This window comes from Kangiella geojedonensis (assembly GCF_000981765.1).
Lineage (GTDB): Bacteria > Pseudomonadota > Gammaproteobacteria > Enterobacterales > Kangiellaceae > Kangiella > Kangiella geojedonensis.
The window spans coordinates 509,843-525,855 of sequence record NZ_CP010975.1 but is presented as its reverse complement, the minus strand read 5'-3'; the positions used below and the strand labels follow the sequence as shown (position 1 = coordinate 525,855).

General features: G+C 43.7%; 13 protein-coding genes. 8 read left to right on the top strand and 5 right to left on the bottom strand.

Translation table 11 applies throughout. From position 1 onward, the window contains the following. The first annotated feature begins 14 nt into the window (after window positions 1-14). Both msrB and TQ33_RS11575 read left to right on the top strand, forming a co-directional pair. A complete protein-coding gene (msrB, locus tag TQ33_RS11745; protein WP_071841087.1) occupies window positions 15-1,280 on the top strand; it encodes a peptide-methionine (R)-S-oxide reductase MsrB in 1,266 nt (421 codons plus the stop codon). Then, complete coding sequence (locus TQ33_RS11575) at window positions 1,277-1,798, top strand: thioredoxin family protein (protein ID WP_052735166.1); 522 nt, start codon at window positions 1,277-1,279, stop codon at window positions 1,796-1,798. Before msrB ends, TQ33_RS11575 begins: the two co-directional genes overlap by 4 nt. Here the strand turns inward: TQ33_RS11575 and TQ33_RS02450 are convergent. Beyond that, on the bottom strand, window positions 1,795-2,589 hold the full coding sequence (locus TQ33_RS02450) for an SPOR domain-containing protein (RefSeq protein WP_046560666.1): 795 nt from the start codon (window positions 2,587-2,589) through the stop codon (window positions 1,795-1,797). The genes TQ33_RS11575 and TQ33_RS02450 overlap by 4 nt on opposite strands. Before the next feature lie 53 nt (window positions 2,590-2,642). Continuing rightward, entirely contained in the window at window positions 2,643-3,443 is an 801-nt protein-coding gene (locus tag TQ33_RS02445) for a tetratricopeptide repeat protein (RefSeq protein ID WP_046562238.1), read from the bottom strand. A 110-nt stretch (window positions 3,444-3,553) separates the two neighbouring features. Here TQ33_RS02445 and TQ33_RS02440 point away from each other — a divergent pair, with 110 nt between their 5' ends. Both TQ33_RS02440 and TQ33_RS02435 read left to right on the top strand, forming a co-directional pair. Then, window positions 3,554-4,165, top strand: a complete 612-nt coding sequence (locus TQ33_RS02440) for a malonic semialdehyde reductase (protein WP_046560665.1) — start codon at window positions 3,554-3,556, stop codon at window positions 4,163-4,165. 11 nt (window positions 4,166-4,176) lie between these two features. Beyond that, complete coding sequence (locus tag TQ33_RS02435) at window positions 4,177-5,049, top strand: BPSS1780 family membrane protein (protein WP_046560664.1); 873 nt, start codon at window positions 4,177-4,179, stop codon at window positions 5,047-5,049. 74 nt (window positions 5,050-5,123) lie between these two features. Here the strand turns inward: TQ33_RS02435 and TQ33_RS02430 are convergent, their stop codons facing one another. Continuing rightward, complete coding sequence (locus TQ33_RS02430) at window positions 5,124-7,550, bottom strand: prolyl oligopeptidase family serine peptidase (RefSeq protein ID WP_228640329.1); 2,427 nt, start codon at window positions 7,548-7,550, stop codon at window positions 5,124-5,126. 190 nt (window positions 7,551-7,740) lie between these two features. Here TQ33_RS02430 and TQ33_RS02425 point away from each other — a divergent pair, with 190 nt between their 5' ends. Both TQ33_RS02425 and TQ33_RS02420 read left to right on the top strand, forming a co-directional pair. Beyond that, window positions 7,741-9,474 carry a M28 family metallopeptidase gene (locus TQ33_RS02425; RefSeq protein ID WP_046560662.1) on the top strand — a complete coding sequence of 578 codons (1,734 nt, stop codon included), beginning with the start codon at window positions 7,741-7,743 and terminating at the stop codon, window positions 9,472-9,474. A 146-nt stretch (window positions 9,475-9,620) separates the two neighbouring features. After that, window positions 9,621-11,321 carry a GGDEF domain-containing protein gene (locus tag TQ33_RS02420; protein ID WP_046560661.1) on the top strand — a complete coding sequence of 567 codons (1,701 nt, stop codon included), beginning with the start codon at window positions 9,621-9,623 and terminating at the stop codon, window positions 11,319-11,321. 30 nt (window positions 11,322-11,351) lie between these two features. Here the strand turns inward: TQ33_RS02420 and TQ33_RS02415 are convergent, their stop codons facing one another. After that, entirely contained in the window at window positions 11,352-12,146 is a 795-nt protein-coding gene (locus TQ33_RS02415) for an SDR family oxidoreductase (RefSeq protein WP_046562237.1), read from the bottom strand. Window positions 12,147-12,295: 149 nt separating this feature from the next. Between TQ33_RS02415 and TQ33_RS02410 the strand changes: the two genes are divergently transcribed. Then, window positions 12,296-13,588 (top strand): Glu/Leu/Phe/Val family dehydrogenase, encoded by a 1,293-nt coding sequence (locus TQ33_RS02410; RefSeq protein ID WP_046560660.1) that lies wholly within the window; start codon window positions 12,296-12,298, stop codon window positions 13,586-13,588. 80 nt (window positions 13,589-13,668) lie between these two features. On the opposite strand, the gene TQ33_RS02405 is transcribed toward TQ33_RS02410, so the two are convergent. Beyond that, window positions 13,669-14,574 carry a transcriptional regulator GcvA gene (locus TQ33_RS02405; protein WP_046560659.1) on the bottom strand — a complete coding sequence of 302 codons (906 nt, stop codon included), beginning with the start codon at window positions 14,572-14,574 and terminating at the stop codon, window positions 13,669-13,671. 453 nt (window positions 14,575-15,027) lie between these two features. On the opposite strand from TQ33_RS02405, the gene ctlX reads away from it, so the two are divergent. After that, window positions 15,028-15,954 (top strand): citrulline utilization hydrolase CtlX, encoded by a 927-nt coding sequence (gene ctlX, locus TQ33_RS02400; RefSeq protein ID WP_046560658.1) that lies wholly within the window; start codon window positions 15,028-15,030, stop codon window positions 15,952-15,954. Window positions 15,955-16,013 lie beyond the last annotated feature (59 nt).

Here is a 16,013-nt window from a genome sequence, read left to right as displayed (position 1 = left end):
AACATTATTATTCAATGATTACGATTCTTGGTGCAGGCGCCATAGGCCAGTTACTAGCCCATAAACTAACCGAAGCTTCCATTGATTGCCAGCTTATTGTCAAAGCTGATGCTCAATACAGCTCAGAGTGGTGTCTAACCCACCAAGAACATCAAATCTATCATGAAATCCCTGCTGTAGCGGCTCAAGATTGTGATGAATTATGGCAAGTTTGGGTCTGTGTTAAATCTCATCAGCTCGAAGCTGCTTTAGATAGTATCTCACATGCGATTACCGACAGTACTAATGTCGTACTTTTCCAAAACGGTATGGGCCATGAGAAAATTGCTTTGAGGTATATCCAGCCTCAACAACTCTATTTTGCCAGTAACACCCACGGTGCCTATATCAAAGCCAAGCAAGCCGTTCACTACGCAGGACAAGGCAAGATAACCTTTGGTCACCTAGAAAGCGATTCAAAACCGGAGTTTCTTACCCAGCAGATCTGTGATGCGCTAAATGCCGAGTGGCACCCTAGTATTAACAACATCCTTTGGCAGAAGCTATCCATTAACGCAGTGGTCAATCCATTAACCTCGATTTATCAGTGCAAAAACGGAGAATTGCTTGATAGCGACAAGTGGCCTAAGGTTTTAGCTTTAATTAATGAAAACCAGCGTTTAGCAGATACTTTAGCTATTAACCTTGATGCGCCCCTAAAAGAAACAATCATCACCGTCATCGAAGCAACCGCGAACAATCAATCATCAATGTTGCAAGATGTCCTTAAGGGAAACTTGACCGAAATTAATTCTATTAACGGCTACTTGCTCGATCAAGCCTCAAAGTATGATATTCCCGTTCCTCATAACTGGAGACTTTGGAGTGAATTCCATATCGCCTACCCGCCTTTAAAGCAGTTAGCTCAGGCAAACATTAACAACCTTGATCCCGCAACGTTTCATGTCACACAACAGCAAGGGACCGAGCCTCCTTTTTCAGGCTCTTACAACCTACATCATGAGCAGGGCACTTATCATTGCGTCTGTTGCGAATCGCCATTATTTAAAGATGACTCCAAATTTGATTCAGGCTGTGGCTGGCCTAGCTTTGATCGAGCTCAAGATAATAAAGCCATTGCTTATCGAGCAGATGACAGCCATGGCATGAGCCGTACAGAAATTCTTTGTGCCCAATGCGGCTCTCATCTTGGCCACATCTTTGATGATGGCCCGACCGAAACCGGCCAACGCTTTTGTGTCAACTCAGTTAGCTTACAATTCGAACAGGAAAAATCATGACCTCAAAATTAACACTACTTATGATTGTGGCTATTGCTTTATCAGCCTGCAAAACAAACTCAGCCAACCCACACAGCGACCACTCAACAAGCCGCTTTGAGCAACACATGGATGCTGCAGGCCCCATTACCATCGATGAACTGCAAAACAGTTATCCGATATTTTCCGTGAAGCGCCATAACGACTTAGACAGTTCTGCAGTTGCACAGTTGAATGCCGTTACCACGCCAACACAAATCATCGCTTTCTTTGGTACCTGGTGCCATGATAGTCAACGCGAAATTCCAAACTTGATCAAACTCAAAAAGCAATTAAATAACCCTAATATACAATTGCAGCTAATCGCTTTAGATAGGAATAAATCGGACAGCCAAGGATTAGCAAAAAAAGCGGGGGTTGAGTACACACCAACGATTATTGTGTATCAAAACCAAGAAGAGATGGGACGCATTGTAGAAAGTACCTCAGAACCTATCGAGGTCGAACTACTCAATATTATTAATTACTTGTCACATTAATCGACCAGAAATTTTTGCAGAGAAGCGCCCTGTCGAACCCAAGGTGATATGCCTAATGGGCGCGTTTCTATTTCGCGTGCCGATTGCTCGGCTTCAAATTTCTGAGAAAAGCCAGTGACCACTACCGTGAAGTAAAAACGTCCTTTAACCTGCGTTTTAAAAACCTCACCTTTTCCGACCTTTTGAACAAGCTCATCCGCTGCAGCCATAGAACCGTAAGCTCCTAGCTGCACGACCCAAGGCGATATCGCCACTGGCCAAGAGCCATTATGTTCATCATTACTACGGTCAGCATTACTGCTAGAAGCACTCTCTGATTTGAATTCAGCGCCTTCTAATTGAGCTGGCACGGCTTTCTGGACGGGTGTTTCTTGGACAGGTATTTCTTGAGAAGAGTTTTCTTGAGAAGAGTTTTCTTGAGAAGAGTTTTCTTGAGAAGAGCTGTCCTGAGCAGAGACTTCCTGGTTTGAAAGACGCTCAGCCCCTTGCTCAAGCTCGCGAGTTGCTCCTTTCACGACAAAGGTGGAACTGACTGAGCTTGTATCTGTATCGCTAGATTCTAGTTTTTGTTCTGGCTCACTTTGAGCCCGTTTATTGTGTTGCTCCAATTGCTCAAAATCACGACTAGATTCTTGGCAAGTCCAATCGTCCTCACCAAGCGGCGTACAAAACCATCGCTCTTGATTCGCCTTCAACGTAAACGCATCTGTTTTGCTGGTGCAACCTGATAAGCCTATAACAAAAAAGCCAACGATTAGACCAAAGATAGTGATTGTTCGGAAAAAAACCATAAACCTGCCGTTTAATAAGCTCAACAAACAACTTGTTGATTTATTTAACAATATTACTTAAGCAGGTCTTCTTCAAGTGGTTTTTTTAGATGATAGCGCTCTAGGTGCCCTTGGTAATACTCAACAAGGTGCTCTGAGCAGTGTTGGCAGTCCATCGATTGTGCTAAGGATAATACTCGCTCCTGAGTTTCAATGGCGGCTTGAAAGTCATTATTAGCCGCATATGCAGCCGCCAACGTATCTAAATAGCCATGACTGTTAGGGTGCTTTGCAACTACCTTTTTGGACAATTCAATCGCCCCTTCAGGATCAAACAGCTCACTGTCCCGCGCCAATGCCTTTATCCAAGCTAAGTTGTTCATCGAACGAACGTTACCCTGTTCGACTGAAAGCTGATACCAGTAAGTGGCCTCGTTCGGACTCGGCTTCTGACCGACATAGCCAAATAAAAACACATTCCCCATCCAAAACTGGGCGACGTCATCTCCACTTTCAGCGAACTGCTGCATCTGCTGTATGGCTTTTTTGGCTGTGGCCGATTCAACATCCTTCGACAGCAATGTCCAGACGGTGCTATGAAAAATCGCTTTTTTGAAGCCAGATTCAGCAGACTGCTTAATCAGCTCGCGCCCTTCTTGCTGCTTACCCGATTCAAGATACATTTTCCCTAAGAAATACTGCGAGGCGCTGTCGCCCTCTTCGACAGCTTGCTGGCAATGTTTTAATGCGATTTTGTAGCTTTGAGTATTGAAATGTTTTTCACACAGATTAGCGTGTTTTTCCGAGCCACCACAAGACGCAAGAAGCAGCAGGCAAAAAAGGCCAGCGACTGCAACTTTGGAAGCTGATGTCATGAAATGGTTATAATTCATCGGGATTTACTAAAATTCACGCTATAGATACCTTTATTATGGTAAAACAATCGGTAAAATGCATCATAATTTCATAAATTATAGAGGAAAACATGTCTGAACAGAGCAAAAAACACGCTGAGCCTTTGAGCCAAGACGCCCTAGACACCTTATTCAACGAAGCTCGCACATACAATGACTTCGAAGATACAGAGGTTTCAGACGAATTACTTCATAAGCTTCACGACCTGGTGAAAATGGGCCCAACATCAGCTAACTGCTGCCCAATGCGTGTGGTTTTCGTTAAAAGCGACGAAGCTAAAGAAAAGTTAAAACCTTGTTTGATGGAAGGAAACGTCGACAAAACCATGAGCGCTCCTGTATGCGCCATTATTGGTATGAATATGGAGTTCTACGAAGAGCTTCCAAAGCTATTCCCTCACACTGATGCGAAAAGCTGGTTTGTGGGCAACGATAAATTTATCGAATCAACAGCCTTCCGTAACAGCTCTCTACAAGGTGGTTACTTCATAATGGCAGCGCGTGCACTTGGTTTAGACTGCGGCCCAATGTCTGGATTCAGTCCTAAAAAAATCAATGAAACGTTTTTCGGTGGCACTAAAACCAAGGTTAACTTTTTATGCAACCTCGGTTACGGCACGGAAAAAGATTTGTTCCCGCGCAGCCCACGTTTCGATTTTGATGACGTAAACTCAATCATTTAAGAGAAGGCATTATGGATAATAACAACGAGTTTATTCACGAGGACGAGCAACAACCCAGTGACTTCGAGCCTGCGCAAAGCCAAACCGTGTCACCATTGCGCGGCTTTTTCTGGCTAGAACGTAGTCTCAGTGACATTTACATTCCTCACTTTAAAAGCTGGTTTATTGCAGCGCTGGTATATTCATTTATAACTAACTTTATACCTGCCCTACTTCCTCCGACGGCACTTGTTTTAGCGATTATCAACCCAATTCTTATTGCTGGGTTATTGCTAGGCGCCCATCAGGTTTACAAACAGCAAGGTGATGTAAAGCCCTTGCAGATGTTTGAAGCCTTTAAACATCGAACAATTGGGCAGCTAGTACTTTACACCGTTGCCGCTATTACGCTGGTTATCGGAGCTATATTAATTCTGATGTCGATCATTGGGTTTGAAACCCTTAACGGTATTGATGTGGCGAGAATAGAGGCTGGTGATGAGGCTTATGGGCTGTCGGTATTAAAAACAATGTCACATGCTATCCCATGGGCGGCACTACTCGTAATCTTAGTCTCGTTAGCGACCTGGTTTGCAGTTAGTTTGATTCTATTTAGCAACCAAAAAGCTATACCAGCTATCGGTAATAGTTTTGTTGGTGGCTTAAAGAACTTCTTTGCCGTGCTCGTTTTTGTCATCGTTTTGATTGTCTGCATGATTGCTGTTGTGATGATTTCATCCCTAGTGCTGTCGATGTTTTCATCGCTTATTTCAAGCCCTTATATCCAAGCATTAATCAACGTTGTCATCAACGCGTTAGCCACACCAATTCTTATTGGCGTCACCTATATTGCTTATCGTGAAATTTTCTTAGGCGATATTACCAAGTCGGATAAAAGCTTATAAGTTTTATACCCGCTAAAAAAAGAGGAGCAACTGCTCCTCTTTTTTATTGCTAACCTCTATGTAAAACAACAAGACTAGTCTTTCAAGTTCTCTTCGAACAAATAATAAATACGTTTGTATTCATCTAACCAGCTCGACGGCTCTTTAAAGCCATGCGGCTCAATCGGATAAATCGCTGTTTCAAAATATTCCGTTTTTTCCAACTCAATCAAACGCTGCACTAGACGTACCGTGTCTTTGAAGAACACATTGTCATCGACCATACCATGCGCAATAAGTAATGGTTTGTTTAAACCTTCTGCAAACTCAATCGGTGAACTACGTTCATAAGCAACAGGATCAACCTCTGGCGTATTTAAAATGTTCGATGTATACGGATGGTTATAATGAACCCAGTCTGTCACGGGACGTAATGAAGCACCAGCGGCAAACTCATCCGGTGCTGTGAACAGGCCCATAAAGGTTAAGAATCCACCGTATGAACCGCCATAAATACCGACGTTCTGGCGATCAATGTTAGCGTTAGCTTCCATCCAATTAGCACCATCAATTAAGTCCACCACTTCAGGCGTCCCCATCTTACGGTAAATCGCTGTTCTCCAGTCTCGACCATAACCCGCTGAACCACGGTAGTCGATATCAAGCACCACATAACCCTGTTGGTTCAAGAAGGTGTGGAACATAAATTCGCGGAAGTAACCCGACCAACCTTGGTGGGCATTCTGCAAATAGCCAGCACCATGAATGAAGATCACCGCAGGATATTTATCAGCTCGCTCAGCGTCATAATCCGCTGGCTTATATAAGCGTGCATAGATCGGTTGATCCACTTCACGAGAAGGAATCTCGACATATTCAGGTTGTGACCAAGGAAACGATTTGAATTTATCAGAGGTGGTAAATGTTACTTGCTTAGCAGCATCTCCAGAAACTGAAGTAACAAACAACTCAGGAGGGCTTAATGCTTCAGAGTGACTGATAATTAACTGCTGACCGTCTGGTGATAATACATAGTCGTTTTTCCCACCCAAATTAGTGACCGCTTCTGAGTCACCACCAGATGCTTTCACGCGATACACCTCATAGATTCCAGGGTGTTTCTTATTCGCACGGTAATAAAGATAGTCGCTGTTAGGATCTTTGCTTACACTATCGACCACATAACGGCCTTGGGTTAGCGCATCAGGACGATCACCAAGCTCTTTAACGTATAGGTGACTATAACCAGTGTCTTCAGCAGTAAAGTAGATAGTTTCATTATCGACCCAGCCAAAATCATTAAAGTTCCAGTCATTAACCCACGCCATGTCACGCAGATGATGCTCAGTGTTCAACTCTTTATCATCAGTATCCACGCTTACTAACCAGCGGTCTTTATTGTCGTCTGAATACAACATAATCACCGCCGAGTCGCCACGAGCATTCCACTCGATACCGCCATTAGCAATCCAGTCAAAAACAGCGACACCACGAGGCTCTTTATCCGCTTTATATTTCTTGCCGTTACGCTTCGCAGTTGCTCGTTTAATATCTGCTAGAGGATCGTCATCCAGCTCAGGTAAGCGGTCATATTTCAGCTCTGACTTTTCGCCTGTGGTTAAATCCAACAAATACAAACTTTCATGGCGTGGCGTATAGGTTCCCACTAGTGGGCGCACTTCTTCGTTCTTAACGTAGCCATCTTCAGTCACAAAGCGAGGCATGTTGTCACTCTTGCCTTTTTTGTCCGACTTGTCATAAGTACCGACAACCACATATTTGCCATTTGGCGATAAACTCAGAGTATGAATGTCTTTTTTACCTAAATACCAAGGGTCACTAACCGAACGAGAGCTACTCGCGGCAATGTCTTTTTGACGTTGCTTACTATAGTCGCGCTCCTCCTGTTGCGTACGAATATAATCAAAATAGCGCGTTTGCTGCTTTTCTAAATAGCCAGGCTCTTTTTCTTTATTGGGGTCATCTTTTAGACGGATATCAACCAACTGCGAGACCAAGCCAGATGATAAGTCGATGGTGTAGTAAGAGTTACCATCGCGGTAAGCAACCGTATCGTTACCAATAAACTGCGGACGGCCTTCGTTTGCGTGTGTTTTGGTCAGCTGACGAACATCACCTGAATCCAAGTATTTAACGTATAAGTCTCCACGCAAGTTATAGACTTTCAGCTTTTTGTTAGGGCTGATTTCACCACTGCGGCTGTCTACTTCGAATAACGCTTCATCAGTGATCGCACGCAGATCATTTGCCGCTAAGTCGACTTGCCATAACTTTCTTTCGTTATGACCTTTAACTTTCTGATGATAATAAATTGATTGTCCATCATCGGCCCAATAAGGTGACTCAGGTGCATTACCGATCCAATCTGGATCAGCCATCACTTGCTCAAGGGTTAATTCTGTTTTGACCGTGTCTTTAGCCTCTAGGCTCGCCGCGAATGACACCGCAACTGCAACACCGGTCGCTACAACCCAGTTTTTAATTGATTGTTTTATGACCACGTAACTACTCCACACATAACAAAAGTGTACTAAGCTTACCCCCATCGCTGTCACAGTCAAGTCAAAGGAAGCCTGACTGACAAAGAGTATTAGCCCTCACTAATCTAAGAACGACTTTAGGTCTCTAAGCATTGAGATTCCTTCGCGCCATGGGTAATATGAGCCCACTAAATCACTAAAAGGTAGCATTATGAAAAAAACAACCTTGAGTTTATCCATTGCTGCGCTTTTGTTAACGGCTTGTAGCGATAATGACTCAGCAAGCGCTGACAAAGCACCAGTCGCTGAAAAAGCCCCAGCAAAGGTAGAGCAGTCGAGCAACACAATCGATAACAACGCTGGTAAACACCAGAACAACTTCCTCACGGCTTACGACAACATTGATCTTGATATCTATAAAGATCGCGTAAAAACACTTTCTAGCGATGAATTTGAAGGTCGTAGCCCAGCCACTGAAGGGGGTCGCAAGACTTCTGAGTACCTTAAAGAGCAGTTCAAAGCGGTTGGCGCTGAACCGGGTAACGGCGACAGTTACTTCCAACAAGTGCCTTTGATCAGTATCGAAGCTGATGCTGATATGACACTTCAGTTAGGTGACTCTACACTGGAGTACAGCCAAGATTTTGTTGCTGGCACCTCTCAAACCGTTGAATCTATCAGCCTAAAAGACTCGGACTTAGTCTATGTCGGTTATGGTGTGGTTGCTCCAGAATATGACTGGAATGACTACGAAGGTGTTGATATGGAAGGCAAAACAGCGGTCATTCTAATCAACGACCCAGGTTTTGCACAACCGGACGCAGGTATTTTCCAAGGTAAAGCCATGACTTACTACGGTCGTTGGACTTACAAGTATGAAGAAGCTGCACGTCAAGGTGCTGCTGGCGCCATCATCATTCATGATACAGCCCCTGCCTCTTACGGTTGGAACGTGGTTTCAAGCAGTTGGTCAGGTCCTCAATACCACTTACCAAGTACTGGCAACACGCCAAAGCTTGATGCTGAGATGTGGATTACCCTAGATCAGGCTCATAGTTTATTCAAACAGTCAGGCCTAGATCTTGCTAAGCTACAAAAAGATGCGCTTAGTAAAGACTTCAAACCCGTGCCGTTGGACAGCAAAGCCTCAGTTGATATTAAAAACACTATCCAAGAGTCGCAATCAGCGAATGTCATCGCAACTATTCCTGGCAAGAAACGCCCAGACGAGCATGTGATTTACATGGCGCACTGGGATCACCTTGGTTCTCGTGATGGCATGGAGGGCGACCATATTTATAATGGCGCAATCGATAATGCTACTGGTACTGCAGGTATCATCAGTATTGCGCAAGCGTTCAAACAGCTTCCAGAAGCACCCGATCGCAGCGTAACGTTTGTTGCAGTTACTGCAGAAGAACAAGGCCTATTAGGTTCTAAGTACTTTGCAGCGAACCCAACGGTACCTCTGACTCAAATCGTTGGTGCATTCAATATTGATAGCATGAACGTTAGTGGCCGTATGAAAGATTTCACGGTAGTAGGTTACCCGAAGTCAGAAGTTGAGACATATGTTGAACAAGCCGCTAAACGTCAGGGTCGTGAGCTACGCCCTGAAAGCGCACCAGAGCGTGGTGGTTATTATCGCTCAGATCACTTCAGCCTTGCTAAGTTTGGTGTTCCAGCTGTCTATGGCGGCGGCGGTACTGAGTTCCGTGATGATGCTGACAAAGATGCTGCCGATAAGTGGTCTAAGATGCGTGGCGAATGTTATCACTCATTATGCGACGAATACCATGAAGACTGGGTATGGCAAGCAGCGCTTGACGATATCAAAATTTTCTTCGAAGCAGGTTACTTATTAAGTAACTCAGAAGCCTTCCCGAACTGGTATGAAGGTACGGAGTTTAGAAGTATTCGTGACGAAAGCATGAAACAGAAATAATTCTGTTGCAGATCTGCTTACAAGCTAGGGGGAGGATAAAGCTCCCCCTTTTTTCAGTTCATTTGAATCAAAAAGCTCATTACAAAAATATTGACTGAAATAAACAACTTGCAAAGGTTTTGCAAAGCTTAAGGGATTGACTTAGTATGCCAATAGGAGGGCGTGTTATTTACCGTGTACTGTTTACCCTATCAATTTGTATTCTCAGCCTTCTTAGCGCTGATAGGCTTACTGCTAGCTCAATTCCAGCAACACCCAACTCAGTAACACCTCACATAGAGCTTAATGATTACTGGACCCTATGTGTAAAAGATGAGTCCCAGCGAAGTGTTGAATGTGAAACTCAAGATAGCGTCGCCTCTATAGAGCACAGCTTCGATAACTTTAATGGCTTTGCCATATACAAAACTGATTTCACCGTAGACAAAGCTTACCAAAACACGCCTTTAACTCTTTATATCCCCCACTTACGAGATGCCGACAAGATTTTTCTAAATGGCAAGCAGATCGGACAAACGGGGCAGTTTCCACCAAACTTTGAAAAGGCAACGCTGTATTCGCGTAGTTACCATTTGCCCAACTCTGCACTTAAATTTGGAGATAGTGCAAACAATGAATTAGTCATTAGCGTCTATAACCACGCTCGTCAAGGCGGCTTAAGTAGTGGTGCTCCCGTAATAAAAAGCTCACAAGCGATTACCGATGAACAGGTTGCTTCCGAAGGCTTACTGATGCTCTATGTAGGGATTATGCTGATTATCGCTGCCGTTCAAGGATTCTATTTTGCAGCACAACCACAAAGTCGTGATCATTTATGGTTTGGTCTATTCTGTGTTTTTGAAGCAATTTATATTTTAACCTACTCACACTTTGCATTTGTTTCCGGCATAAATCTTAACATCATCTTTAGAGCCAACATTGTGTTGTTTGGCGTACTTACCGTGTTATTTTTTATGTTTATGACATCCTTCTTTAAGCATCGTGTTACAAACTGGTTTAAGGTTCCTCTGCTGAGTTTCTTGGCGCTCTATTGCTTAGTAGCACTCTTTATTAACCTTGATCATATCTATCATCTTGTGCATCTACTTCAAGCCGTTAGTGTTTTTGTTTTGATACCTTTTTATCTGTACCTGTTTTATCGCGCTATTACGGAAAAGTTACCTTATGCCAAGTTAATGGCTTGGTCATTGGTAGCATTTTTAGTTGCGGTACTCTTCGATATTTTAGTGGATATTCAAGTCCTTCCGGCCTTCATGAGTGAGCTCGAGGGGTTACTATCGCCGGTCTTTTTAATTGGAATTTTTATTGTATTAACCTTAATATTAATCCATAAGCATTGGCTCTATTATCACAATGCGACTTATGACTATTTAACCAACTGTCTGCGTCGCTCAGCTTTCATTGAGCGTTTAAATGAAGAGTTACATCGCATCCATCGCTCCGAGAACACCTTAGTTTTAGCGTTACTGGATTTAGATAACTTTAAACTGATTAATGACAAATATAATCATATTATGGGTGATAATATTCTAAGAGCAGTGGCCACTCGAACACATGACGCTTTGCGAGAATTTGATTTACTGGGTCGGTATGGCGGCGATGAATTTATTATCGCCGCACAAGTTTCGGGCGAGCAAGATGCCGCTCAATTTTTGAAAAGAGTCCATACCAGCATTACTGAAAAACCTGTGATCAATGGCGATAAAGAGCCGTTGTTTGTAGCGGTTACGATCGGCGGCGTAACTACTCACCCAGATGAACCTATCACCGCTGAAGCTCTGATTGAACAGGCTGATGAAATCTTAGTGAAAGGCAAAGTGAAACAAAAAGGCCGAGTTCATATTTAAAGTTTTTTAGCCAATTCTCTCTTTTACAAGCTATGTTACTTTGGCTTTTCGCACGATTCGTGCAAAGATTTTCGGGAATAGCCGTTTTAGTAATACGGCATGAGTCTCCCTGCCCCCGATATAAGCTTCAGTTTTGCCCCGCTCGTAAGCCTTAATAATTTTCTTGGCACACTGCTCTGGTGACATCCCCTCTTCTTGTGCTCTGTCCATTGTGTTTTGCTCTGAACCATCACCTAGTAACGCTTTATAGGTTAAGTTAGTCCGAATAAAGCCTGGGTAAATGGTCGTAAACTGAACGCCCTTTCCATGCAGTTCAGCTCGCAAGCTGTCCATATAAGCGGTAATTGCATGTTTAGATGCAGAATAAGCAGAGCGTAGAGGCGTCGTAAATTTTCCTACCAAAGAACTCACTGTAATTACTCCGCCACTTCCCTGTAATAACAAATGAGGTAACAACGCCTGAGTTAACGCGACTGTACCAAAGTAATTCACTTCCATGATCTTTCGATGCACATCTAGAGACGTCTCTAAGGCTAACGCTCGTTGGCTTAAACCGGCATTGTTAATGAGTAGATCCACCGCGGAAACATCTTGCCAAACCTGCTCCACAACTGCATCAAAACGATCACTGTCAGCAAGATCAAGCGCCACAATCTTATGACGCTGACTGTTTTGGCAAGCGTTACGTACTCGCACTAACTCATCTTCTCGTCGCGCTGACAGGATAAGGTTAGCGCCCTGCGAAGCTAGCTCATAAGACAGCGCCTCACCAATTCCGGAGGACGCTCCAGTAATCCAAACTGTTTTGTTCTTCAGTTGACTCATACTCACTTCCGTATCGACTGATTTGCCTTTGTTATAACGAATATTGATTGCTCCGACCAGAACTATTTGCTTTTCACTTATTTTATATTCGTTTCGGCACGTGTTATAACCGTGTCCACTATTCGCAAACACTGAACAAGGAATACCTCATGTCCGAACAAATTTATCAGGATGCGTTAGCGCGTGTTCGTGAAATTGGTGAAAGTGCTGGTGTTAACGCTGAAGTTATTGAAAGCTTAATGCATCCAATGCGTACCATGACTGCATCATTGCCAGTACGTATGGATGACGGCTCTACTCAATATTTTACGGCCTACCGTTGCCGTTACAACAATGCATTAGGTCCGACCAAGGGTGGCATTCGTTATCACCCAGAAGTTAATCAGTCTGAAGTGCAAGCATTAGCACTGTGGATGACGATTAAGTGTGCCGTTGTTGGCCTACCTTATGGTGGCGGTAAAGGCGGTATCACCGTCAATCCAAAAAAACTATCACGCATGGAGCTTGAGCGGTTATCACGTTCCTACGTTCGCCAGATGGCTGACATCATCAGTCCTGATCGCGATATCCCTGCGCCAGATGTTTATACCAATGAACGTATCATGGGCTGGATGATGGATGAGTACGAACACATCACTCGTCAAAAAGCTCCCGGTGTTATCACAGGAAAACCCATTAGTCTCGGCGGAAGCGTTGGCCGTGATGATGCCACTGGGCGTGGTGCTTATCTATGCATTCTTGAGCTTGAGAAAAAGCATGGCTGGAACCCTTCCGATATTAGAGTTGCGGTTCAAGGATTTGGTAACGGTGGCTATCACGCTGCTCGCTTGTTACATGAGCGCGGTTATAACATTGTCGCCATTAGCGACTCCCGTGGTGGTATTTACTCGGATAGTGGCTTTGACGTACCGAGTATTTATAAAGAAAAGCAACGCTCGCGCCAAGTCAAAGCGGTTTACTGCACACAGTCTGTTTGTGAGCAAGTTGAACATAGCAGCATTTCTAATGAAGAGTTGCTAGAGCTTGATGTTGATATTCTAATTCCAGCAGCGTTGGATGGCGTCATTGGAACACACAATGTCGACAAGGTTAAAGCGAACTATATTGTTGAAGTTGCTAATGGTCCTGTGCTGAGTGATGTCGACGCAATCCTTCACGAACGCGAAATTCACGTGGTGCCAGATGTTCTTGCTAACGCAGGTGGCGTGACTGTCTCATACTTTGAGTGGGTGCAAAACCGTTCGGGTTACGCGTGGGATCTCGAAACCGTACATCAACGGCTTGGCGACATTATGTCAAAGAGCTTTAATGAAGTATGGGACTTGTCTCAAAACGAAAATCGTAGCATGCGTAATGCCGCTTATACCTTAGCATTCCGTCGTATTGGTGAAGCCGTTAATGCACACGGTACGCGCGACTACTTTAACTCAAGCGATGCTTAACGGTTATAAAATCTGGTAGGTATAAAAAAAGGCGCTGTTAATAGCGCCTTTTTTAACTGTTCATGATTGAGTATTGACGTTTAATACAGTACTTCATCATCTACGTCTTCGTTAACTTTCGATAGTAACCACTCTCTGAAAGCAACAATTTTAGGTCGGTCATGTGAATTTTCAGGACACACTAAGTCATAGGAATGACCACTATCCACAACAATATCAAACGGAGCGACCAATCGAGCAGTATCTAAGTCCATCTGTGACAAGACACTATGTCCCATAGCAACCCCTTGGCCGTGACGAGCAGCTTGTAGCACCATTCCAGAGTGGCTGAACACAGGACCTTGGTCTGGATTAACACCCTGCACCTCGGCATGCTTGATCCAAGTTCGCCATTCATCCGTGGTCGCATCGTGCAACAAGGTATGATTGGCCAAATCTTGCGGACTATTCAAGGTTCCTGACTCTGCAAGAGCAGGCGAGCATACCGGAGTCAGGTGCTCTTGGAATAATTGGTCACAATGCAAACCAGCATATTCACCTTTACCGTAGTAAACCGCGATATCAACATCTTCACGAACAAAGTCCACCTCAGTATCAGATGCTTTGATGCGGACATCAATTTCTGGATACTGCTGACTAAATTCAGCCAAGCGGGGAACAAGCCATAAAGTTGCAAATGTTGGAATGACGCTAACGGTCAATGATCCTGTTGCACCTTGAGCCTTCACTTGCTCAGTAGCATTAACCAATTTCTCGAAAATATCACGAATCTTAGGCCAATAAAGCTGACCTTCGTCAGTCAATAAAAGCTTCCGGTTCCTTCGGATAAACAATTCAACACCAAGATAGTCTTCTAAAGCCTTGATTTGGTGGCTAATTGCAGCCTGAGTAACAAATAATTCCTCAGCCGCTTTTGTAAAACTTAAATGGCGCGCAGCAGCCTCAAAAGCTCTTAGGCTATTCAGTGGAGGTAACCGTCTAGGCATCACCGCTCCTTATCATTAATTTTTCTAATCTAAACCATGAAAATATATCGTTTGAATCTGGTCGTACTACTGTTTATTATTTGACCTGCCTTGAGGGGCAATACCAAACCAACTTTTAAGGATGGCTTGGTCTAGACAAATATCGGCCAGATGCGTCTATTTTGTCAAAGTCTCTTATCAAAAGGCAAACACTTTGTTAATTTTTTTAATGATTAAATAAATTAACACTGTTGGTTTTAAGGGATAAGCCCTGCTTATTCCAGTCAGAGACTTACTTCTGACAAGTTGGTAATTGTTTAGTTTCATAGACTGACTCCTTTGGTTAGCGAGCGGGACATATTTTATATACCTACCCCCATTTGGTCCTAATGACCCGCAGATTGCTAATATACGGCTTGCACATTGCAAGCCTTTTTTTTATCTTAGCGCCACGTCTGACAATTTCCGCGTCCTATGTCTCATACCACTAGCTCTATTATCATGGTTCCACCGGTCGACTTTTGCTTTAACCAAGAAACGGCCCAAGATAATGAATTTCAACATAAAATTGATCAACCGCACTATGTAGTCAAAGAAAGCGCCCTCGAAGAATTTACGCTTATGGTTAATCAACTTCGGGACAACCATATTGAGGTATTGCTGCTCAATAAGCATCACGGTGATACTGAAATGCCTGATGCGGTATTCCCTAATAATTGGTTTTGTACACGCCACAATGGTGAGATCGATATATTCCCGATGAAAACCCCCAATCGCCGTGCGGAAGCACGCCCGGAGGCTCTAAAGAAGCTGCTTATCCACAACGGGTATCAAATTACAGCTATTAATCATAAACAAGATTCTGACAGTGCGTTTTTGGAAGGCACTGGAGCTATGATTTTTGATCATCGCCATACAAAAACTTATGCAGCCCTTTCGGAGCGTTGCGATGCTCATTTACTGACATCCTATAACCAAGAACGTGGCTACGAGACGGTTTCATTTAACAGCTCTAGCAGTAAAGGCAAACCTTTTTACCATACCAATGTCATGATGAGCGTGGGTGAGCAGTTTGCTGTTATTTGTCTCGATTCGATTAAAGATCCTCAGCAAAGAGCAACCGTTGAAAATCACTTAAAGCAAGATCAAAAACAAATCATCGACATTAGCCTAGAGCAGGCTGAAAAAAGCTTCTGCGCTAACTTAATTCAACTGCGAAACCTCAGGAATGAGCCTTTAATAGTACTATCAGAATCCGCCTACCACGGCTTTACCAAAGAACAGCGTCAACAGCTAGCAGCCCATGGTAAGCTTATAGCGTGCGATATCCACACCATTGAAACGGTTGGTGGCGGTAGCGCCCGCTGCATGATTGCTGAGAACTTTTTACCAAAGCAATAATTTTTTATCAAGATACTAAAAAGCGGCCCAAGGGCCGCTTTTTTTAACACCTTTGATTG

Excerpts from the sequence above, each read along its gene's own strand:
- TQ33_RS02440 (WP_046560665.1), top strand. The coding sequence starts at position 3,554 with ATGTCTGAACAGAGCAAAAAACACGCTGAGCCTTTGAGCCAAGACGCC.
- TQ33_RS02450 (WP_046560666.1), bottom strand. The coding sequence starts at position 2,589 with ATGGTTTTTTTCCGAACAATCACTATCTTTGGTCTAATCGTTGGCTTT.
- TQ33_RS02445 (WP_046562238.1), bottom strand. The coding sequence starts at position 3,443 with ATGACATCAGCTTCCAAAGTTGCAGTCGCTGGCCTTTTTTGCCTGCTG.
- ctlX (WP_046560658.1), top strand. The coding sequence starts at position 15,028 with ATGTCTCATACCACTAGCTCTATTATCATGGTTCCACCGGTCGACTTT.
- TQ33_RS02435 (WP_046560664.1), top strand. The coding sequence starts at position 4,177 with ATGGATAATAACAACGAGTTTATTCACGAGGACGAGCAACAACCCAGT.
- TQ33_RS02405 (WP_046560659.1), bottom strand. The coding sequence starts at position 14,574 with ATGCCTAGACGGTTACCTCCACTGAATAGCCTAAGAGCTTTTGAGGCT.
- TQ33_RS02415 (WP_046562237.1), bottom strand. The coding sequence starts at position 12,146 with ATGAGTCAACTGAAGAACAAAACAGTTTGGATTACTGGAGCGTCCTCC.
- msrB (WP_071841087.1), top strand. The coding sequence starts at position 15 with ATGATTACGATTCTTGGTGCAGGCGCCATAGGCCAGTTACTAGCCCAT.
- TQ33_RS02425 (WP_046560662.1), top strand. The coding sequence starts at position 7,741 with ATGAAAAAAACAACCTTGAGTTTATCCATTGCTGCGCTTTTGTTAACG.
- TQ33_RS02420 (WP_046560661.1), top strand. The coding sequence starts at position 9,621 with ATGCCAATAGGAGGGCGTGTTATTTACCGTGTACTGTTTACCCTATCA.
- TQ33_RS02410 (WP_046560660.1), top strand. The coding sequence starts at position 12,296 with ATGTCCGAACAAATTTATCAGGATGCGTTAGCGCGTGTTCGTGAAATT.
- TQ33_RS11575 (WP_052735166.1), top strand. The coding sequence starts at position 1,277 with ATGACCTCAAAATTAACACTACTTATGATTGTGGCTATTGCTTTATCA.